The organism is Halomonas sp. WWR20, assembly GCF_054602495.1.
In genome coordinates, this window is the sequence record NZ_JBTRHR010000002.1 from 510,145 (window position 1) to 529,921 (window position 19,777).

19 protein-coding genes and 1 tRNA gene are annotated in these 19,777 nt (G+C 60.8%); 9 read left to right on the top strand and 11 right to left on the bottom strand.

The window, feature by feature from the left end:
• Positions 1–28 precede the first annotated feature (28 nt).
• Complete coding sequence (locus tag ACW4DH_RS05730) at positions 29–460, bottom strand: Arm DNA-binding domain-containing protein (RefSeq protein WP_459635396.1); 432 nt, start codon at positions 458–460, stop codon at positions 29–31.
• A 388-nt stretch (positions 461–848) separates the two neighbouring features.
• Positions 849–1,712: a YicC/YloC family endoribonuclease gene (locus ACW4DH_RS05735; protein ID WP_459635397.1), complete on the bottom strand. Its 864-nt coding sequence runs from the start codon at positions 1,710–1,712 to the stop codon at positions 849–851.
• Positions 1,713–1,923: 211 nt separating this feature from the next.
• Here ACW4DH_RS05735 and rph point away from each other — a divergent pair, with 211 nt between their 5' ends.
• The gene (gene rph, locus ACW4DH_RS05740; RefSeq protein WP_459635398.1) at positions 1,924–2,691 is read left to right on the top strand and encodes a ribonuclease PH; all 768 of its coding nucleotides are present in this window, start codon (positions 1,924–1,926) and stop codon (positions 2,689–2,691) included.
• A gap of 80 nt (positions 2,692–2,771) precedes the next feature.
• Here rph and ACW4DH_RS05745 read toward each other — a convergent pair whose 3' ends face one another.
• Positions 2,772–3,539 carry an exodeoxyribonuclease III gene (locus ACW4DH_RS05745; RefSeq protein WP_459635399.1) on the bottom strand — a complete coding sequence of 256 codons (768 nt, stop codon included), beginning with the start codon at positions 3,537–3,539 and terminating at the stop codon, positions 2,772–2,774.
• An 85-nt stretch (positions 3,540–3,624) separates the two neighbouring features.
• On the opposite strand from ACW4DH_RS05745, the gene pyrE reads away from it, so the two are divergent.
• Together pyrE and ACW4DH_RS05755 are read left to right on the top strand one after the other, a co-directional pair.
• Positions 3,625–4,320, top strand: a complete 696-nt coding sequence (gene pyrE / locus ACW4DH_RS05750) for an orotate phosphoribosyltransferase (protein WP_459635400.1) — start codon at positions 3,625–3,627, stop codon at positions 4,318–4,320.
• A 38-nt stretch (positions 4,321–4,358) separates the two neighbouring features.
• Positions 4,359–4,922: a YfaZ family outer membrane protein gene (locus ACW4DH_RS05755; RefSeq protein WP_459635401.1), complete on the top strand. Its 564-nt coding sequence runs from the start codon at positions 4,359–4,361 to the stop codon at positions 4,920–4,922.
• A 170-nt stretch (positions 4,923–5,092) separates the two neighbouring features.
• On the opposite strand, the gene ACW4DH_RS05760 is transcribed toward ACW4DH_RS05755, so the two are convergent.
• Complete coding sequence (locus ACW4DH_RS05760; protein ID WP_459635402.1) at positions 5,093–5,557, bottom strand: tRNA (cytidine(34)-2'-O)-methyltransferase; 465 nt, start codon at positions 5,555–5,557, stop codon at positions 5,093–5,095.
• Positions 5,558–5,784: 227 nt separating this feature from the next.
• Here ACW4DH_RS05760 and rep point away from each other — a divergent pair, with 227 nt between their 5' ends.
• Positions 5,785–7,851, top strand: coding sequence for a DNA helicase Rep (gene rep / locus ACW4DH_RS05765; RefSeq protein ID WP_459635403.1), 2,067 nt, complete (start codon positions 5,785–5,787; stop codon positions 7,849–7,851).
• 96 nt (positions 7,852–7,947) lie between these two features.
• On the opposite strand, the gene ACW4DH_RS05770 is transcribed toward rep, so the two are convergent.
• Entirely contained in the window at positions 7,948–8,727 is a 780-nt protein-coding gene (locus ACW4DH_RS05770) for a c-type cytochrome (protein ID WP_459635404.1), read from the bottom strand.
• Positions 8,728–8,964: 237 nt separating this feature from the next.
• Here ACW4DH_RS05770 and ACW4DH_RS05775 point away from each other — a divergent pair.
• Positions 8,965–9,041, top strand: a tRNA-Arg gene (locus ACW4DH_RS05775).
• Positions 9,042–9,565: 524 nt separating this feature from the next.
• Here ACW4DH_RS05775 and ACW4DH_RS05780 read toward each other — a convergent pair.
• From ACW4DH_RS05780 to ACW4DH_RS05795, 4 genes are all read right to left on the bottom strand, one after another.
• Positions 9,566–10,822, bottom strand: coding sequence for a M20/M25/M40 family metallo-hydrolase (locus ACW4DH_RS05780; protein ID WP_459635405.1), 1,257 nt, complete (start codon positions 10,820–10,822; stop codon positions 9,566–9,568).
• A 123-nt stretch (positions 10,823–10,945) separates the two neighbouring features.
• A complete protein-coding gene (locus tag ACW4DH_RS05785) occupies positions 10,946–11,413 on the bottom strand; it encodes a hypothetical protein (RefSeq protein WP_459635406.1) in 468 nt (155 codons plus the stop codon).
• A gap of 153 nt (positions 11,414–11,566) precedes the next feature.
• Complete coding sequence (gene bglX, locus ACW4DH_RS05790; RefSeq protein ID WP_459635407.1) at positions 11,567–13,876, bottom strand: beta-glucosidase BglX; 2,310 nt, start codon at positions 13,874–13,876, stop codon at positions 11,567–11,569.
• A 42-nt stretch (positions 13,877–13,918) separates the two neighbouring features.
• Entirely contained in the window at positions 13,919–14,062 is a 144-nt protein-coding gene (locus ACW4DH_RS05795; RefSeq protein ID WP_459635408.1) for a hypothetical protein, read from the bottom strand.
• 302 nt (positions 14,063–14,364) lie between these two features.
• Between ACW4DH_RS05795 and ACW4DH_RS05800 the strand changes: the two genes are divergently transcribed.
• From ACW4DH_RS05800 to ACW4DH_RS05815, 4 genes are all read left to right on the top strand, one after another.
• Positions 14,365–14,571, top strand: coding sequence for a DUF2795 domain-containing protein (locus ACW4DH_RS05800; protein ID WP_459635409.1), 207 nt, complete (start codon positions 14,365–14,367; stop codon positions 14,569–14,571).
• A 323-nt stretch (positions 14,572–14,894) separates the two neighbouring features.
• Positions 14,895–15,350, top strand: a complete 456-nt coding sequence (locus ACW4DH_RS05805; protein WP_459635410.1) for a con-10 family general stress protein — start codon at positions 14,895–14,897, stop codon at positions 15,348–15,350.
• Positions 15,351–15,445: 95 nt separating this feature from the next.
• Positions 15,446–16,210: a hypothetical protein gene (locus ACW4DH_RS05810; protein WP_459635411.1), complete on the top strand. Its 765-nt coding sequence runs from the start codon at positions 15,446–15,448 to the stop codon at positions 16,208–16,210.
• A 186-nt stretch (positions 16,211–16,396) separates the two neighbouring features.
• Positions 16,397–17,761 carry a cytochrome P450 gene (locus tag ACW4DH_RS05815; protein ID WP_459635412.1) on the top strand — a complete coding sequence of 455 codons (1,365 nt, stop codon included), beginning with the start codon at positions 16,397–16,399 and terminating at the stop codon, positions 17,759–17,761.
• A 38-nt stretch (positions 17,762–17,799) separates the two neighbouring features.
• Here ACW4DH_RS05815 and bla read toward each other — a convergent pair whose 3' ends face one another.
• Together bla and ACW4DH_RS05825 are read right to left on the bottom strand one after the other, a co-directional pair.
• Positions 17,800–18,690, bottom strand: coding sequence for a class A beta-lactamase (gene bla, locus ACW4DH_RS05820; RefSeq protein ID WP_459635413.1), 891 nt, complete (start codon positions 18,688–18,690; stop codon positions 17,800–17,802).
• A 182-nt stretch (positions 18,691–18,872) separates the two neighbouring features.
• On the bottom strand, positions 18,873–19,544 hold the full coding sequence (locus ACW4DH_RS05825) for a LuxR C-terminal-related transcriptional regulator (protein ID WP_459635414.1): 672 nt from the start codon (positions 19,542–19,544) through the stop codon (positions 18,873–18,875).
• Positions 19,545–19,777 lie beyond the last annotated feature (233 nt).

Consider the following 19,777-nt stretch of genomic DNA (forward strand, 5'->3'; position numbering starts at 1 on the left):
AGTGGCAAGGCACTGCTTGATTCGTGGTTCACGGGTATTGATATCGAGGGAGGAGGCAGGTGGCGTGGTGGTGGTGCTCGGCATCGTCGCCGGTCTGGCTCGAGGCATTCGGCAGGCGGTCAGAACCCAATCCAGGGAAACATCCTCGGCTGAGAGTGAAGTCGGGGTTCTCCTCCTTTCGATACACACGTTTCGGGATGTGGGGATGCTTGAGACATTTCTCCAAATCGGGATACCAGTCAGCGAACAGGTCGTTCACGGTTCTGATTGAAACCTGTTGCTCCTGCTTACGCGACTCGGTGGGGTCGACACCGGCCTGAAGGGACCGCTGGTGCTCCAGCGTTTTTGCCCGAGCCTCCGCCAAGGAGAGACGCGCATGCTTGCCCAGTGACATTTCGCGGCGCTTACCGAGCAGCGAATAGCGCAGCATCCAGTACGCGGATCCCTTCTTGGGAATCATCAGCTACAAACCGCCGCCGTCACTATGTCGTCCGGTAGATCCCTCCTTGACGAGCGACTACACTTTCTTTGCGTTGAGGTTTCCCGCGGCCGTTATCCCTCTCCCCAATGAAGTATCTGATCGCTACCCATCCTCCCTCCAGATACGGTTCGCGCTTAATAGAGGTGCTTATCCTCCGAGCTCGGCGAATACGGCGGCATTGGAAGCGCTGGTGGGTAGTACTTTCGGTTGTGAAGGAGGATAGGTGGAGAGGCAGCGATTTTACTCCCCACTCTACTCCCGGCTGGAGGTGGATTTGACGGGATATTGATAGACGCCGGTGGACTCAAACAGGATGAGAAAATAGAAATATCAGTGGCATACAGATTTTCTTGGACGTGGGCGGATTTTACTCAATATTTTGGATCTGCTCGCGCATCTGCTCGATCAGTACCTTGAGTTCCACCGCGCAGCGGGTGGTCTCGGCGACAACGGCCTTGGAAGAGAGGGTGTTGGCTTCGCGGTTGAGTTCCTGCATCAGGAAGTCGAGGCGGCGGCCGACCGGGCCCTTTTGCTTGAGCTGGCGTTCGACTTCGCTGACGTGGGTGTCGAGGCGGTCGAGTTCCTCGTCGACATCAGCTTTCTGGGCGAGCAGAGCGACTTCGGCTTCGAGACGTTGCGGGTCGAGTTCGGCCTTGGCCGTTTCCAGGCGCTCCATGAGCATTTCACGTTGACGGGCGAGAATGCCGGGCAGCATCACGCGTACGGCGGCGACCTGCTCGCGCACGCCGCTCAGGCGCTCGCCAATCAGTTCGGCGAGGCGCTCGCCTTCACGGGCGCGCCCGGCGATCAGGTCGGTCAACGCCTCGTTGAACAGTGCCAGAGCGCTGGCCTTGATCTCTTCGAGGTCGGCGCCGTGGGACTCGAGTACGCCAGGCTGGTTGAGCAGCGCCAAAGCGTTGGGCATCGCAGCTTGGGGAATGCGCGCGCGAACCTCGCCCAGCGCGCGGGAAAGTTCGTCGAGGCGGGCATTGTTGACGCTCAGCGTTTCGCCGCCTTCGGCGGGCTCGAAGCGCAGGGTGCACTCCACCTTGCCACGCGACAGGCGTGTGCGCAGGGCATCGCGGTAGGCGGGCTCGAGATCGCGCAGCGCATCGGGCAGGCGAAAATGCGGCTCGAGATAGCGCTGGTTGACCGAGCGCAGTTCCAGTTGCAGGCTGCCCCAGGCGGCGTCGCGGGTCTGCCGGGTGAAGGCGGTCATGCTGTGGGCCATGCGGATGTCCTCGAGCCAAGGCACTCTTGGTGGCTAGCGTCTCGCTAGCAGCGTACAGCGCCGAAAGGTTAAAACGCTCAGTGTAACGGATTCGCGCCCGCCGAGCGTGTAGAATGGCACCCCCCTGGAACCTGGCGGCTTTGGGCCGCGCTCGACGTTGGCGGCGATGCTCGTCAGGTGCCTTACAGAAAAACGATCTTCAAGAGGTATTATGTCCTCAGATTCCGTGTCCTCGGGCACTAAGCGCGCTGCGCCTGCACGTCCCAGCGGCCGCCAGCCCGATCAGCCCCGTGAGATTACCTTGTCTCGCGAGTACACCCGTCACGCCGAAGGCTCGGTGCTGGTGGAATTCGGCGATACCAAGGTGCTGTGCAACGCCAGTGTCGAAGCCGGTGTGCCGCGCTGGCTGCGGGGCAAGAATCAGGGCTGGATTACCGCCGAGTACGGCATGCTGCCGCGTGCCACCCATACCCGGGGCGGCCGCGAGGCGACACGCGGCAAGCAGGGCGGGCGTACGCTGGAGATTCAGCGCCTGATCGGCCGCTCGCTGCGTGCGGCGGTGGACTTGAAGAAGCTCGGCGAATTCACCATCACCGTCGACTGCGATGTGATCCAGGCCGATGGCGGCACCCGCACTGCGTCGATCACCGGCGGTTGCGTGGCGCTGATCGATGCCATCCGTTATCTGCAGCGTGAGAAGCTGATCAAGTCCGATCCCTTCCGCCAACTGGTCAGCTCGGTATCGGTGGGTATCTACAAGGGTACGCCGGTGGTTGATCTCGACTATCCCGAGGACAGCCGCGCAGATACCGACATGAACGTGGTGATGACCGAAACCGGCGGATTGATCGAGGTGCAGGGCACGGCCGAGGCGGCGGCATTCTCGCGCGCCGAGCTCGACGCCATGCTCGACCTCGCCGAGAAGGCCGGAGCGCAGCTGTTTGCGCACCAGCGCGAGGCGTTGGGTCTACGAGCGTAAACGCACGCTAAGCCCAGCCGATACGCAGGACGCCGACCCAAGGGTCGGCGTCTGGCTTCAGGCGACGAAGAACCGCGGCGTTACAGCTCGAGGTCGTACTCGACGATCAGCGGCGCGAACTCGGAGAAGGTCGCGTCGCGGTCGATCCAGGCGTCGACCACATGGCGGCGGAAGTTGGGTCCGACGATCTGGTAATCGAGACGCCAGCCCTCCTGCCTGCCACGCGGCACGTCCTGGTCGAGCCGGGGCCACCAGGTGTACTCGCCCGAATCGCGATTGATTTCGCGGAAGGTGTCGATAAAGCCGATGGGCCCGAACACCTGATCCATCCAGGCACGCTCCTCGGGTTTGAAGCCGGGCGTGGTCTGGTTATCGGCCCAGTTGGCCAGATCCAGCGTCTTGTGCGCGATGTGCCAGGTGCCGCAGATGATGTACTCACGGCGCTTGCGGGCCATCTTGCTCAGATATTCCTGGTACTGCGTCATGAACGCCTGCTTGGCGGCGTAGTCGCTGCCGTCGGGCATCAGGAACGTGGCGATGCTGAAACGGTCGTAGTCGGCCTGCAGGAAGCGCGCTTCGTTGTCGCACTGCTCGAAACCCAGGCCGTACATGATGGCCTTGGGAATCTTGCGGCAATAGATGCCCACCCCCGAGAAGCCGTCCTGCTCGGCATCGAGGAAATACCCCTCGTAGCCCTTGGGGTAGAGAATGCTGTCATCGAGCTCGAAGCTTTTGGCCTTCAGATTCTGCACGCAGACGACGTCGGCATCCTGACCAGCCAGCCAGTCGAGAAAACCTCGTCCGACCGCTTCGCGAATCCCGTTGACATTGATGCTGGCGATTTTCATACATGGTCCCTTTTTCGTCGCGCGTGTATCATACCCGAGCTTTAGACGTTTGGGTAAATGGCCTGCACTTATAAAGGTGATAGGGATGAAGGTAGCCGAAGACATGCAACCGTATCAGCGGGAATTCATTGAGTTCGCCATCAATGAGGGCGTACTCAAGCTCGGTGAATTCACGCTCAAGTCGGGTCGGGTCAGTCCCTATTTCTTCAATGCTGGCCTGTTTCGCTCGGGGCGTGCCCTGGCCAAGCTGGGCCGCTTTTATGCGCAGGCCATCGAGGATAGCGGAATTGACGCCGACGTGCTGTTCGGTCCTGCCTACAAAGGCATCCCGCTGGGAGCGACTACCGCCGTGGCGCTTGCCGATCATCATGACCGCGATCTGCCTTTTGCGTTCAATCGCAAGGAGGCCAAGACGCATGGCGAGGGCGGCAACATCGTCGGCGCCGAGCTGAAAGGGCGCGTTCTGATCATCGACGACGTGATCACCGCCGGTACCGCGATCCGTGAGGTCATGGGCCTGATCGAGGCGGCGTCCGCTCAAGCGGCGGGCGTGATCATCGCGCTTGATCGCCAGGAGCGTGGGAATGGCGAACATAGCGCCATTCAGGAAGTCGAAGCCATGTACGGCATCCCGGTGGTAAGCATCGTCACCCTCGATCAGGTACTGACCTATCTGGAAAGCCGCCAGTCGCTGGATGATGGTGAAGATCAGAAATTCCGCCAGTATGCCGAGGCCATCCGCGCCTATCGTGAACGTTACGGTGTTTCGTCCGCGTCCTGACAGCCCATTGCAGGGCCGGAATCGACAAGGAGAGTGATATGCGACATACCCTACAAGTCCTGAGCGCAGCCAGCCTGTTTGCCCTCGCCAGCCAGGCCCAGGCACTCAGCGTGAATGCCAACGCCGGTCCCGATTCCTTCGGGGCCGAGGCTCAGCAGACATTGCTGCCCGGCTGGCAGGCCGGCGTCGGCTACCTGCGCAGCGACGATGAAGACAGCGACACGCACGCCTACTCGGCGCAGCTGATGTTTACCCCTTTCATCCCCGGCGTGGACAGCGGCGTCGATCTCGGCGTCGGCGCCCGCTACCAGTATCTCGATACGCGCTATGGCGATGGCGGGGGGCTGGGGCTGGGCGGTCATCTCTATGTGGATACGCCGATACCGCAGGTGGACGTGGGCGGCTACGGCTTCTTCACGCCTGATGGTGCCACCCACGGCGACCTGGAAAGCAGTTACGAGTACGGCCTGCGTGCCCGGGCTCACCTGGTGGGCAACTTCTACGGCTATGCCGGCTATCGCTATCTGCGCAGCGAGTTCGACAACCGTGACGAAGAGACGCTGAACAGCGGGCCGGTGGTAGGCGTCAGTCTGGGCTTCTAATCTAGCCTTCCAGATGGCCCCGTGCCTTGTCAGCCTTTTGTCTGAGTCCCTGGCGGAGGGCGTGATGCCCTTCGCCTTGTGTCTTCTAGCGTTTACCCAAGGCTAGCATCTGCGAATCGGCTTCCATCAGCTCATTGCCTGCGTGCTGAATGGCGATCTGGCTCGGCGGCTTACTGGCCGCCCATGAACTCCTGTTGCCGCCAGGCTTCGTAACTGATGATGGCGGCGGCATTGGAGAGGTTGAGGCTGCGATTGTTGGGCATCATCGGGATACGCAGGCGCCGCTCGGGGGCCAGCGACTCCAGCACCTCGGCCGGCAGACCTTTCGTTTCAGAGCCAAACAGCAGGATATCGCCGGAGCGGTACGCCACTCGAGCGTAGTGCTGATGCCCCTTGGTGGTAATCGCGAAGACCCGGCTTTCCGGCATGGCCCGGATGAAAGCCGAGTAATCGGCATGCAGCGTGACGTTGTCAAGATCCCGGTAGTCCAGGCCCGCCCGACGCAGCTTTTTTTCCTCCAGATCGAACCCCAGCGGCTCGATGAGATGCAGGCGGCAGCCGTTATTGGCCGCCAACCGCATGATATTGCCGGTGTTCGGTGCGACTTGGGGTTCGTGAAGAGCGATATGAAACATGGCGGCCTGGAATGCGGTAAAATTGACCGCCTAGTATAATCCCTAATTGATCCGTTTTATGTGGTCAGGCGTATGTGTCAGGCAGCGTTGTCTGTATCTTGTCGATTCTAGCGTCATATCCAGCAGCAACCGTCCGAACCCGTCCAGCGCCTGCGCGGTGATCGGCTTCACGCCTGGCGCCAGCCGGGAGTCGCCGGTGCCCGCCAAACCGCGCCAAGAGGCCTGAAATGTCCGCTATCCGCCAACGCATCGCCAAGCTCAACCCGCGCCAGCAGGAAGCCGTACACTATATCGACGGCCCGTGCCTGGTGCTGGCCGGGGCCGGGTCGGGCAAGACCAGCGTGATCACCACCAAGATCGCCTATCTGGTTCAGGAATGCGGGATGAGCGCACGCAAGATCGCCGCGGTGACCTTCACCAACAAGGCCGCCCGCGAGATGAAGGAGCGCGTCGGCCAGATGCTCAAGGGCCGTGAGGGCCATGGGCTGACGGTGTCGACCTTCCATACCCTGGGGCTCAACATCATTCGCGGCGAGCTCAAGACGCTGGGCTACAAGGCCGGCTTCTCGCTGTTCGATCCCGAGGATGCCAAGGCGCTGCTGCGCGACCTGATGCAAAAGGACGCCCAGATCGATGGCGACCAGATCAATCGCGTGCAGAGCCAGATTTCGACATGGAAGAACGACCTGATCCTGCCCGGCCAGGCACTGTCACACGCCGCCGATGAGGACGAACAGTACGCGGCAAGGCTCTACGAGGCCTATAACCGGCATCTCAAGGCCTACAACGCCGTCGACTTCGACGACCTGATCCTGCTGCCGGTGGTGCTGCTGCAGAATGACGCCGAGGCTCTGGCGCGCTGGCGGCGCAAGATCCACTACATGCTGGTCGATGAGTATCAGGACACCAACGTCAGCCAGTACCTGCTGGTCAAGCTGCTGATGGCCGAGCGCTCGACCTTCACCGTGGTCGGCGACGACGATCAGTCGATCTACGCCTGGCGCGGCGCGCGGCCCGAGAATCTGGTCACCCTGGGCGAGGATTTCCCGCGGCTCAATGTCATCAAGCTCGAGCAGAACTACCGCTCCACCGGGGTGATCCTGCGTGCCGCCAACACCCTGATTGCCAATAACCCCCATGTCTACGAGAAGACGCTGTGGTCGGACATGGGCCCGGGCGATGCGATCCGTGTCGTCGTCAACCGCCACGAAGACGCCGAGGCCGAGCGCGTAGCCAGCGAGATCCTCACCCGGCGCATCAAGGAGTCGGCCGCCTGGCGCGACTTCGCGGTGCTCTATCGCGGCAACTTCCAGGCTCGGCTGCTGGAACTCAAGCTGCAGCACTACCAGATTCCCTACAAGCTTTCCGGTGGCACTTCGTTCTTCTCGCGCAACGAGATCAAGGATGCCATGGCCTACCTGCGGCTGTTGATCAACCCCGATGACGACAACGCCTTCCTGCGCATCGTCAACGTGCCGCGCCGTGAGATCGGCCCCGGCACACTGGAGAAGTTGGCCAATTACGCCAGCGAGCGCGGTGGTTCGATGTTTTCCGCCTGCCATGAAATGGGCCTGGAACAGATCCTGCCGACTCGCGCCGTGGAGCGCCTGGGGCGCTTCACCCACTTCATCGACGGCGTGCGCCGGCGGATGGACCAGGGCGACGCCATCAGCGCGATCCGCGAGATGATGCGCGACATGGATTACGAGGCCTGGCTGTTTCAGAACGCCAGCGCGCCGACCATCGCCGAGCGGCGCATGGCCAACGTCTGGACGCTGATCGACCAGCTCGAGAAATCCATGCAGCGCGACCCGGAAGAGCGCGCGGATGAGGGGGAGGCGGACAGTGTCGCTGAGACCGACGACGTGCAGGCGGCCATCTCGCGGCTGGTGCTACGCGACATTCTCGAACAGCAGGCCGAGGAGGACGACTCGGACCGCGTGCAGCTATTGACCATGCATGCCTCCAAGGGCTTGGAGTTTCCACACGTCTATCTGATGGGGCTGGAAGAGGAACTGCTGCCGCACCGCAACGCCATCGAGGCCGGCACCGTCGAGGAGGAGCGGCGTCTGGCCTACGTCGGCATCACCCGCGCCCGACGCACGCTGACCCTGACCCTGGCCCGCCAGCGCAAGGCCTATGGCGAACTGCTGGACTGCGTGCCGAGCCGCTTTCTCGATGAGCTGCCCAGCGAGGATCTCGAATGGGAAGGTCGCGCCGACAAGGAGAACCCCGAGAAAAAGCACGAACGCGGCCAAAGCGCTATCGCCGGATTGAGATCGCTGCTGGGGTAGGGCGGCAAGAGCCGGAAGGCTAACAGGGAAAGAGAGAAAGACAGAAACGAAAACGGGGCGTCATTGGCGCCCCGTTTCGCTGAGTATCGCGTCTCGTTACTGCATGGCGCTGATAATGTAGTCGACGGCGTTGTGCACATCCTCGTCGGCGAGCGAGGGGTTGCCCCCCTTGGCCGGCATGGCATTGAAACCGTTGACGGCGTGGTCATACAGCGTGTCGATGCCCTTGGCCAGACGCGGTTCCCAGGCGGTATCGTCGCCACGCTTGGGCGCGCCGGCCACGCCGGTGGAGTGGCACGCGACACAGGTGCTGTTGTAGATCTCTTCGCCATTGCCGGTATTGGCGCCGGCGACGGCCACTTGGGTGGCGTCCGCGTCCGCGGCGACTGGAGCGGCGTCGCCGGCTTCGGCAACCGTTTCACCGGTATCGATTTCGACGTCATCGCCCCGGACCGGCTCGGTCAGGTAATTGACGCCATTCTTGACTTCCTGATCGGACAGCGATGGGTTGCCCCCCTTGGGCGGCATGGCATTGAAGCCCTTGATTGCATGGGTGTAGAGCGTCTCCATGCCTTTTTCCATGCGCGAGGCCCAGGCGGATTCCTCGCCACGGATCGGTGCTCCGGCCACCCCATTGGTGTGACATACCGAGCAGACACTGGTGAAGACATCTTCGCCGCTTCTGGCGCCGCCACTGCTGACGGCGGCAACCGCCGGCGCGCCGCCGCAGTCGTTACCCTGCAGGCAAAGCTGGCCTACCGGTGCCAGACGTTCGGCGATTGCCTCTTTGGACATATCGGCCGCTTGCGCCGACGCCAGGGTCAGGCCAAGACTCAGGGCGGCCAGACACCCCATGATCAGTTTGCTGGGTTTCACTCTTACCACCTCGTTCACGGTCCTGAAGTCGAAACGATACTCGACGCCAATACAAGAAGGTCGCCAGTATAGCGACAACGTAATGGGCGGGAAAACGCCCAACACGCGCCATTTGGCGTATAACTGACGTCTGTCAAAGCTTTTCGACTTTGCGCTATGCTGGACAGCAAAGCACCGAGCGGGTAGGATGGCCGCGCTGTTGTGGTTCATGCCGCGCAGCACGGCGAAAGCCACCGCGCGCCTGTAGCTCAGCTGGATAGAGTACTGCCCTCCGAAGGCAGGGGTCGTGGGTTCGAATCCCGCCAGGCGTGCCATTCCCCTTCCTGAAACTTCCTCACACACCCTGATGAGCCCTTGAAAGGCTGCAACGTTACGCTCTGTCTGAAAAATGCCTGCGCTCACTCACGCGGCGTTAAAAACCAGCTCGGGCGCGAGTCCGGACTCGGCGTCCCCATCAAAATGCTCATTTACACCACGTAAACTCGAATGCGAGCCCAGTCCGTTTATCGCTGATTTTTGCCTTGGCTACGCGCCCCGGCCGAGCATCGCTTGCCGATTTTTCATACAGAACTTAGAGAGGGTATCCTCTCGCTGAGCGTTCGTCTTCGTTATGCCAAGCCTAACCGGAACCGGCATGGCTTTCGGCCTATCCCGAATTGGAAGAATGTCGCTATGTCCACGCTGCCATCGGAGATCGGCTTGAAGCTACCGACCATGGCTGCCGTCCGCTCCGGTGAGTGGTGTTGAAAGGATAGGACTCGGCTCGCTCAGGCTGCCGCCGAGATTGTGTGAACAAAGGCCCCGTCCGGGGCCTTTGTCATAGTGGCGGCGCGATGGCTTATTTGTCGTTCTTGTCATCTTCGGGCTTGGCCGACCCTTGGTGTTCTAGGCGTCCGGCCTGGTCGAGACGCGGGTGATTGTCCAGAAACTCACGGTGCGGGTCGGGCAGGGCGTCCAGGGCCTGGACGGTGTAGGTCAGTGCATGGATGGCGGCCAGTACATCCTGAGTGTTGCCGGTCTCGGAGATGGTATGCATGTTGCGGATGGGAAAGCCGATGGACGTGGCGGCGCAATCCTCGGCGGCCAGTACGCCGGCCATGCCGTCGGTGCCTGTGTCCGCACCCACCATATCGCGCTGCATGGGAATGTCGTGTTCCTTGGCGGCGCTGGCAATGATCCGGTTCAACTGCTCGCTGGCGATGGCGCCGACCGACATGGTGAAGCCCTTGCCCATTTCCAGCGGCTGCATGCGCTTGTCGCCGATACCCGGCGCCGCCACATAATCGTGGTTGACGTCCACGCCGATCAACACGTCCGGCTTGAGCTCTCCTGCGAGCACCCGGCTGCCGAAACGGCCGATTTCCTCGTAGCTGGCGATGGCGAACAGCACACGGACTTGCTGGGTACCGCCGGCTTCGGCGATCAGGCGTGCCACCTCGGTGGTGACAAAGCAGCCCAGGCCGTTGTCCAGATAGGCGCCGTAGAAGGTGTTGGGGCTGAAACCCGGGCGGATGGGGCGGTCTAGAATAATCGAGTCGCCGGGGCGCACGCCGAGATTGAGCACCTGCTGTTTCTTGTTCTCGCCATGAATCTGCAGGTCGAGATAGATCTGTTCCTTCTTGATGCCCTTGTCGCCGGCACGCACCGCCGGGTCGGCGAAATGGATGGCACCCAGCGCCTCCACCGTGCCGCCTTCAATCACGCGATAGTTGCCGGGCTTTTCGGGGTCCTCGCTGAAGAGCTTGACCTCGTGGCCGATCACCACCGTGGGCAGGAAGGAGTCGGTATTGATCCAGATCTTGCCGTCGTCGCCGATGCTGCGTACCTGCATGCGAATCTTGTCCGCATGGCCGATGAGCATCACCTTGAACATGTCGTCCCGGCCTGGATGGGTATCCAGCACTACGCCGGCCTGGCCCTTGAACTGGTGCATGTGCCAGTCCTGAGGGGCGAAGGTTTCGAAGTAAGGCTTGAGCACGCCGTAGGTCATGGCGCCCTCGAGTCCCACCGGGCTGGGTGCGTCGAGAATGTCGCGCATCAGGTTGAACTGCTGTTCCGGCATGGGCCGGGTCCAGGGCTGATTGACTTCGCTCATTGGGCTCACTCTTTCGCGGGTTCTGGGTAATGATGGCGTCTAGTTTGCCAGATTCCATGTCCCGAAGGGCGGCTTGCGCGGATAGACGCCAGTGGCGGGCCGCTCCACGGGGATGGGGTGTGACTAGGCCTTGCTGTTGGCGTCGTCGCCGGGCGCTGGCTCACCGCCCAGGCTCACACGGCAGCCGGCATACTTGCCGTTGGGGTATCGGCCCTGCATCTCGTGACGTTCGAGCACCTTGAGGCTGACACTGGTAGGCGTGGCGCCGAACTGCTGTTCGATCTCCCTGAACGCGGCTTGCATGTGACGGTCGACGATCGCCTCGATCCGGTCTTTCGTATGGCGATACTCCGTCAGTGTCTTGTCGAGATTGGCACGTGGCGGCTCTCTGGCAGGCTCGTGCGGGGCCTCGGCGCCGGGCGAGGTGGCCGCGTCGTCCGACTGGGCGATGCTCGAGTCCGTATAGGCCTGCAGCGCTTCGACGATCTCGTCGAATACCTTGGGATCACCTTTTATCGCCCTGTCGGCCAGGGCATCGTATTTCGCTTTAGCGCGTGCGAGCTTTTTGGCCAAGTTGTCGAAATCACTCATGCCGATCTCCTTTGTACGCATGTGGGGCCATGTTGGGCGACCAGCCGCTACCTTACGCCAGAAGGCGGGTCGAACGTATCGAGTTTGACCGCATGTCGCGATGATTCGTTTAGCGTGGCGCGCTCGAATGGTGACCAAGCCGCTGGCGTTCTCTTAGCGTAACTCGAAGCGCTGTTGCTGCACGTTTTGCGAGTCCAGCCCGATCTGCACTTCGAACTCGCCCGGCTCGGCGACATGCTCGAGCTGGGCATTGAAGAATTTCAGGTCGTCTTCATCGATGCTGAAGCGCAAGAGCCTTTCCTCGCCGGCCTTGAGCGCGACCTTGCGGAAGTCCTTGAGTTCCTTGACCGGGCGGATCACCGAGGCCGCCAAATCCTTGATGTAGAGCTGGACGACCGTTTCGCCATCGCGCGAGCCGGTATTGTTCAGCGTCAGGCTCACTTCGAGGCTGGCGCCGCGCGCTAATGTATCGCTCGAGAGCTTAGGCGCCGACAGGCTGAAATCGGTGTAGCTCAGGCCGTAGCCGAAGGGATACAGCGGGCCGTTTGGCTTATCGAAATACTGCGAGGTGTAATTGCCCGGCTCGCCCTCGATATAGGGACGCCCGAGGCGCGGATGGTTGTAGTAGGTAGGAATGTGTCCGACCGAGCGGGGAAAGGAGATGGGCAGCTTACCGGACGGGTTGTAATCGCCGAACAGCACGTCGGCAATCGCATGGCCCCCCTCGGTGCCACTGAACCAAGTTTCCAGAATAGCGTCGGCGTTGGCTTGTGCCCAATGCAGCGCCAACGGTCGGCCATTCATCAACACCAGCACCAGCGGCTTGCCGGTCTGCTCGAGAGCCTGAAGCAACGCCTGCTGGCTGGCGGGAAGCTCCAGGCTCGTGCGGCTCGAGGCTTCATGCGACATGCCTCGCGACTCGCCGACCGCAGCAACGATGACATCGGCCTGCTCGGCGGCGCTGACCGCCTCTGCAATCATCTCGGCCGCTGGACGCGGGTCCTGCACGACCTCGGGAGTATCCCAGTCGAGGTAGTTCAGATAATCGACCATGTGCGGATCATCGGTCACGTTGGCGCCATGGGCGTAGATAAGCTCTGCCTGGCCTTGCAGCGCATCGTGCAGGCCTTGGCGAAGCGTGATCGATTGCTCGGCGACACCGGCGGCCGACCAGCTGCCCATCATGTTGATGGGGGTGTCCGCGAGCGGGCCGATCAGCGCGATGGTCCCGGTCTTTTGCAGGGGAAGGGTGTGGTGGCGATTTTCCAGCAGCACCATCGAGCGCCGCGCCACGTCGCGGGCGGCGCTGCGGTGCAGGCGGCTTTCGGCGTTGACATCCGCCGGGTCCTCGGCGGCGGAGCCGATACGCCGGTAGGGATCCTGAAACAGGCCCATATCGTACTTGGCGCCCAGTACTTCGCGTACGGCGTTATCAACGTTACGCATCTCGACTGCACCTGAGCGTACCAGCCCCGGCAGTTCCTGAGCATACAGCGAGTCGGCCATGCTCATGTCGATGCCCGCCTCGATCGCCAGCTTGGCGGCCTGGCGTCCATCGCGGGCGACGCCGTGCTTGATCAGTTCGGAGATCGCGCCGTGATCGCTGATGGTCACGCCACTAAAGCCCCACTGCTCGCGCAGCAGGTCCTGCATCAGCCAGGTATTGGCGGTGGCCGGCACGCCATTGAGCGAATTCAGGGCCACCATCACACCGCCGGCTCCGGCGTCGATGGCCGCGCGGTAGGGCGGCAGGTAGTCCTGATACATGCGCATCGGGCTCATATCCACCACGTTGTAATCGCGGCCGCCCTCGACGGCACCGTAGAGGGCGAAATGCTTGACGCTGGCCATTACGCTGTCGGCGGCATCGGGCGAAGAACCCTGATAGGCCTTGACCAGGGTGCGGGCGATTTCCGAGACCAGATACGGATCTTCGCCAAAGCCTTCCGACGTGCGGCCCCAGCGCGGGTCGCGGGAGATATCCACCATCGGTGCGAAGGTCATGTCGAGGCCGTCGGCGCTGGCCTCGGTGGCGGAAATGCGCCCGCTCAGGGCGATCTTCTCCAGATCCCAGCTCGATGCCAGCGCCAGGCTGATAGGGAAGATGGTGCGGTGGCCATGGATGACATCGTAGGCAAAGAACACCGGAATCTTCAGCCGACTGTTGTTGACCGCGGCGTCCTGCAGGGGGCGATTGTCGCGTCGCGTCACCGTGTTGAAGACGCCTCCGACGTGCCCGGCGGCGATTTCCTTGGCGAGCTGCTCTGGAGGCATCTCCGGGCCGATACTGATCAGACGCAGCTGGCCGACCTTTTCCTCGAGAGTCATCTGCGCCATGAGATCGGCGATGAAGGCGCTCTTGGCGTCCTGCACCACGGGAGGCGTCTCGGCCAATGCAGGATGATTCGCCAAACCGACTATCAAACCGAGCAGACACAGCCCGTGAGTGAAGCACTTTTTCATTGTTGTCGAAGCCTGGGTTGAGACATGGATGAGGGCCCGAAGTCATAAGGCGGCGCCTAGGAAGAGCAGTGCCGTTCGGTCGGTGGTGCCTGCCCCGACCACTAACCACATGGCCAGTCCGAGCAGAATGAACACAAACACCCTCGCCGCTCGCAGCCATCGCTCGTCCCGCTGTGTTGGGCTCATAGGCTTCTCCCCGCCCATTGATGTTGGCCATCGCGACACGCTTCCCTATCGCAGACGAGTTCATGGGAGGAATAATATTATGGTTGTGTGTGTTCCGGGACGCGTCATGTCAGTGTAGACCTGCACCGGCTAGCGTAGCGAACCGTCCAGCCGGAGTACCCCGGCAAATGCTCATCCTTGAATGATGAAGGGGGGCGTTATTGCGGCTGAATAATGGGGCGCATGTCGGCCTGCTTGTCTTTATGAGCATCGACTTCTACGTTGGTCAATGGATATCTTATCCACATGGATGGAGGCAGATCATGACTAGAGGACTTGGCGGTCATTCTCCCGCAAATATCTCTCATCATTTGCAAGGTATTGATTTTCCTGCAAGCCGTAGTGACTTGGAAAAACATGCCAAGGATAAGGGCGCCGAAGAGGATATTCTTGACGTCATTCGCAACATGCCCGACCAAGAGTACGGCAATATGGCGGACGTCATGAAAGGTGTCGGTGACGCTGAATAGACTACGGTAATAATCACTCAAGGCCCGGCTAATGCCGGGCTTTTCGGTATGTTAAGGGTATTCTTACCATAAGGCGCTTTGGGGAGACTTGTAACCCCAGCCTTTGATACACGTAAGTTAATTGTCTCTTCAGCAGTCCTTTGGCGAATGCTGAAGCTGGTGTTTGTGTCTGCAGGTTTAACTAAAATTTAAACTCTGTTGTTATTGTTTACAAAACTCACTTGCTTGATACCTCATACGACACTAGCCTGATCAATGCCACATGGAAAAGTGGTAGAGGCTGATTACAGCAATTCAGCGAAGGGAAGATACTTTTTTCATTATTGAAAAGTATCGATACATTTATCGACTACGAAGTGGAGCTATCAATGGCTGAACATCGTGGCGGTCCAGGTAATTTCGCAGAAGATCCCAAACGCGCTTCAGAAGCAGGCAAGAAGGGTGGTGAACATAGCGGCGGCAACTTCGCTAACGACCCCCAGAAAGCTTCTGAAGCGGGTCATAAGAGTGGCGGTAACTTCGCCAATGACCCGCAGAAAGCCTCCGAAGCCGGTCAGAAGGGGGGGCATAATAGCGGCGGCAACTTCGCCAACGATCCGCAGAAAGCCTCCGAAGCCGGTCAGAAAGGCGGGCAGCACAGTGGCGGCAACTTTGCCAACGATCCCGAGAAAGCCTCCGAAGCCGGCCAGAAAGGCGGGCAGCACAGCGGCGGCAACTTTGCCAATGACCCCCAGAAAGCCTCTGAGGCGGGAAAGAAAGGGGGAAAGAACAGCCACTAATGGCTGGAATGTCATAACCTCATTGCGAGCCTGATCCAAGGAATGGAGCCAAAGGCTTGGGAAGGGAGTTCCCATACCGCTGCCAACGGCGCTAAATGCCGTTGGCGGTTTTTTTAGGTCAGTCGAAAATGCTCTTACAGGTACTTTGTGTGATGGGCCTGGCTCTGGTGCATGCCTTTGCCGGGAAACTCCGATATATTCACGATATTCCTCGCAGTGGCTGGCTCTCGTTCGCGGGCGGGGTTTCCGTCGCTTATGTCTTTATCCATGTCTTTCCTGAACTCGAAGAGGCGCAACGTACATTAGGTGCCCACGGCACTTTGGCGTTTATCGAGCATCATGCCTATCTCGTGGCGCTTCTTGGCTTGGCGGTTTTCTACGGCCTGGAGCGTCTGGTCAAGCAGAGTCGCCATCGGCAAGCATCCCACCGCAGGGATGAGCGCGGTCAGGACACGACGGGAGCCGGAGTGTTCTGGCTACATATCGGCTCCTTCACCCTCTATAACGCGCTTATTGGCTATTTATTGGTCGATCGTGAGGATGGCATCCGGGGTCTGTTCTTCTTCTTCCTGGCAATGGCGTTTCACTTTCTGGTGAACGACCATGGGCTTTATCAGCATCATCGAGGCGCGTACCTGCGCAAGGGGCGGTGGATATTGTCCTTGGCGGTGCTCATCGGCTGGGGAGTGGGGCTTGTGGCGGAAGTCAATGAGGCGGCCACCAGTACACTGTTCGCTTTCCTGGCAGGTGGGGTGGTGCTCAATGTACTCAAGGAGGAGTTGCCGGAGGAGCGTTTGAGCCGTTTCTGGCCTTTTGCCATCGGCGCAACGCTGTATTCGGCGTTACTTCTCGTCGGCTAAAGTCTAACCACCCTGATGACGTGTCGTTCTTGACCTGGCGCGACGTTCTGATGCTGCGAAGCGGGGCGTTGCCGCTAAGGGCATCGGTGACCCTTACGTCGTACACTGGTGGCAGATGCCTGGCGATGTGCCCGAAGGGATGCGGTGCGCCAGGCCCGGTGCCAAGGATGATAGAGAGAGAATGACATGACCAAGACTCCGTCTCATAGTGGATTGCCGACGGCAAGCGTCTGGGAGACGCTGACGATATTCGGCGACATTCTCGTCCCCACCCTGGCCAAGGGGGCGATCATCCGCCGGCCCAAGGTCGTGGGAATGTCGGAGCGCATGGGGCTGGACCGGCGTGCCGTGCGGCGCTTGCAACGGCTCAACGCCACCTATGGCAGTGGACCGTTACTGCTGCGTATACCGTATAAGCCGATGGCCCTGGTGCTCGATCCTGAGCATGTCCATCGCATACTGGAGGATACACCGGAGCCGTTTACCCCCGACGAGCGCGCCAAGCACAGTGCGCTGGCGCACTTCGAGCCTGACGTAGCGCTGATTTCGCGGGGCAGTGAGCGTACCGAGCGCCGCCAGTTCAACGAAAAGGTGCTGGACATGAGCCACGCGGTTCACCGCATGGCCGAGCGTTTCCTGCCGGTGGTCGATCAGGAGGCGCAGACACTGCTCGAGGCGGTGCAACGTCGGGGCGGTGCACTGGACTGGGAGATGTTCATCAAGGCTTGGTTTCGTGTGGTGCGCCGGGTGGTGCTGGGGGACGCGGCGCGTGACGATCATGAACTGACGGACCTGCTGGCCGATCTGCGTGCCGCCGGCAACTGGGGGTTCGCACGACCCAAGCGCGGCTCACTGAACGAGCGTTTCTTCGCCCGGCTGCATGCCCATCTCGAGCGAGCCGAGCCGGGCAGCCTGGCGGCCGAAATGGCACGCACCCCCACCAACCGCAAGACGGCGCCGGCGAACCAGGTGCCGCAATGGCTGTTCGCCTTCGACCCGGCCGGCATGACCACCTTCCGCACGCTGGGACTGCTCGCTGCCCACCGCGACCACGCGGAGCGGGCCCGTGCCGAAATCGCCGAGCACAAGGCGGAGCCTCAGCCCGAGCTCAGTTTCCTGCGTGCCTGCGTACTCGAGTCGCTGCGGTTATGGCCGACCACGCCGATGATGCTGCGCGAGAGTACCCAGCCGACGCATTGGGAGGCCGGCGCGATGCCGGCCCACACCTCCATCCTGATTTTTACGCCCTACTTCCACCGCGACGACCGGCACCTCGATTACGCCGACCGTTTCAGTCCCGAGCTGTGGCTGAAACCCCGCGATGCCGGGGATTGGCCGCTGATCCCGTTCAGTGGCGGCCCTGGTATCTGCCCGGGAAGGCACCTGGTGCTGCTGCTGACCAGTACGTTTCTGGCCAGGCTGATCGAGCAACACGAGGTACGCCTTGAGTCGCCCACCCGGCTGAACGAAAGCCAGCCCATGCCGGCACTGCTCGACAATTATACGTTGCGCTTCCAGCTCGATGAGCGGACTGCGTCATCCCACGGATAACGGCATCTGCCGGTCGCTTTCTACGCTGCGCTGGCGGTCTAGAGCTCGGCGGCGATTCGCCCGACTTCGGCAATGACTTCATTGCGTGCGTCTATGGAGACCGAAGGCATATCGCAATAGACCGTCACGAGTACTGCGCCGCGGTCCGTGGGCCAGGCAATGCCGATATCGTTCGAAGTTCCGCTGGCGTTGGTGCCGGTCTTGTCGCCGACGAGCCAATGTGCCGGCAAACCGGCACGAAGACGCTGGTCGCCTGTCTTGTTGGCAATCAGCCAGGCGGCCAACTGCGAGCGCGACGACTGGGATAACGCGCCGCCCAGCAACAGTTGGTGGAGATTGTCCAGCATCGCCATCGGCGTGGTGGTATCGCGCAGATCGCCGGCATGGTCGTGTTCGTTCAGGTCCGGTTCGTTACGGTCGAAGCGTGTGACCTCGTCACCCAGTAAGCGGGCGTAAGCGGTCAGGGCGGCGGGACCGCCGAAGCTGGCGAAGAGCAAATTGCCCGCAGTGTTATCGCTTTGGGTTATCGCCGCTTCGCAAAGTGCCGCCACGCTCATGCCCGGCTCGCCTACATGATGCTCGGTCACCGGTGACCAGGGCACGAGTTGCTGATGCGAGTAGACGATGCGTCGCTCGAGCCGCTCTTCGCCATGCTCGACACGGGAAAGGACGAGCGCTGCCGCGAGTACCTTGGCGGTGCTGGTCAGCAGGAACCGCTCGTCGCCACGATGCTCGGCCTGACTGCCGCTGGCGACATTGCGTATCGCGACTCCCAGGCGGCCGCCGTGATGGCGTTCAAGTTCGGCCAGACGTCTGGCGATATCATTACGTGGCGGCTGCGCTTGCGCCTTGAAGGTCAAAGATGCCATCGCCGGCACGGTGAGTAGGGACATGGCGAGTAGCTGACGGCGTGACATTTGAATGGTCATTGTTATCTCCTGAAGGGAACAGGCTGATTAGAAGATAACGTGGACGATTGTGCGAGCGCCACGGCCTACAAAGGCAGCATTCGGTCGCTCGAGGGTGTGCCGCTTACAAGCCATGGCCCCCGAGAGGTAATGACAGCGAACGGCACATGATGGCTATGAGGGAAGGCTCAAAGAAAATCGTACTAACGCTGATTCGTGCGCAGGCGCGTGGTAGGCGGAGCCCCGATATTCTGGCGCGCCCAGTTCATGGCCTGGATGCGGTTATTGACCTTGATCTTGCGGAAAATGTTGTAGAGATGCGATTTTACGGTGTGCTCGCTGATAAACAATTGATCGGCAATTTCGGTATTGAGCGCGCCCGAGCCCAACAGACCTACGATTTCGAGTTCGCGATGGGTCAGACCGCCGGCTGGGCGATAGGCATTGAGCTGTTGGCGCCGATAGAAGCCGATGAGCAGGGTCATCAGGTTGCGTGACATCCACAGGTCCCCTTCGAGCAGTCTGGAAATGCCCTTGCAGACGAGCAGCAGACTGTCCTGCCGGTAGAAGACTCCCTGCAGGTGCAGGCTGACCAGAAGCTCTGCGGCGTGATCGTCATCGCGCAGGTTGAACACGGTAAGTACCATGTCCGGAAATTCGCTGGCCCGCGTATTCCACCGATGCATGCACTCTTCATCGACATGATCCGCATCGAGCAGCACCAGCTGGGGAATGGGCTCGGAGATGTCAATGTCTTCCTCCGGCGCCAATGTCAGGACCTTGCAGCCCAACTGCTGTTCCACGTAATCAATGAACAGGTGCGTCTGGGGATTGAAATCGGTAACCAGCAATACCCTTGAAGTATTCATGTCCATGGCATGCACCTATGCATAATCGTTTGGCGATGATTTTCCTAGCGACTCGCTGCGGGTCAAACCCGCCTTTACGGAGTGCCTTATATAAGCATATTAATCATTAACATTATTTAACAAATTTTAATATCTATTCACCATAATGCGCTGCGCATTTGACCGGCACCGCGCTTCGGACAGGCATTCGGCGGCACGCCCTGCCTCGCTCCGGAGGCAGGACGACAGGATGGCGGTGC

Coding starts and splice junctions, on each gene's coding strand:
- ACW4DH_RS05730 (WP_459635396.1), bottom strand. CDS start 460: ATGATTCCCAAGAAGGGATCCGCGTACTGGATGCTGCGCTATTCGCTG.
- ACW4DH_RS05735 (WP_459635397.1), bottom strand. CDS start 1,712: ATGGCCCACAGCATGACCGCCTTCACCCGGCAGACCCGCGACGCCGCC.
- rph (WP_459635398.1), top strand. CDS start 1,924: ATGTCCTCAGATTCCGTGTCCTCGGGCACTAAGCGCGCTGCGCCTGCA.
- ACW4DH_RS05745 (WP_459635399.1), bottom strand. CDS start 3,539: ATGAAAATCGCCAGCATCAATGTCAACGGGATTCGCGAAGCGGTCGGA.
- pyrE (WP_459635400.1), top strand. CDS start 3,625: ATGAAGGTAGCCGAAGACATGCAACCGTATCAGCGGGAATTCATTGAG.
- ACW4DH_RS05755 (WP_459635401.1), top strand. CDS start 4,359: ATGCGACATACCCTACAAGTCCTGAGCGCAGCCAGCCTGTTTGCCCTC.
- ACW4DH_RS05760 (WP_459635402.1), bottom strand. CDS start 5,557: ATGTTTCATATCGCTCTTCACGAACCCCAAGTCGCACCGAACACCGGC.
- rep (WP_459635403.1), top strand. CDS start 5,785: ATGTCCGCTATCCGCCAACGCATCGCCAAGCTCAACCCGCGCCAGCAG.
- ACW4DH_RS05780 (WP_459635405.1), bottom strand. CDS start 10,822: ATGAGCGAAGTCAATCAGCCCTGGACCCGGCCCATGCCGGAACAGCAG.
- ACW4DH_RS05785 (WP_459635406.1), bottom strand. CDS start 11,413: ATGAGTGATTTCGACAACTTGGCCAAAAAGCTCGCACGCGCTAAAGCG.
- bglX (WP_459635407.1), bottom strand. CDS start 13,876: ATGAAAAAGTGCTTCACTCACGGGCTGTGTCTGCTCGGTTTGATAGTC.
- ACW4DH_RS05795 (WP_459635408.1), bottom strand. CDS start 14,062: ATGAGCCCAACACAGCGGGACGAGCGATGGCTGCGAGCGGCGAGGGTG.
- ACW4DH_RS05800 (WP_459635409.1), top strand. CDS start 14,365: ATGACTAGAGGACTTGGCGGTCATTCTCCCGCAAATATCTCTCATCAT.
- ACW4DH_RS05810 (WP_459635411.1), top strand. CDS start 15,446: ATGCCGTTGGCGGTTTTTTTAGGTCAGTCGAAAATGCTCTTACAGGTA.
- ACW4DH_RS05815 (WP_459635412.1), top strand. CDS start 16,397: ATGACCAAGACTCCGTCTCATAGTGGATTGCCGACGGCAAGCGTCTGG.
- bla (WP_459635413.1), bottom strand. CDS start 18,690: ATGACCATTCAAATGTCACGCCGTCAGCTACTCGCCATGTCCCTACTC.
- ACW4DH_RS05825 (WP_459635414.1), bottom strand. CDS start 19,544: ATGGACATGAATACTTCAAGGGTATTGCTGGTTACCGATTTCAATCCC.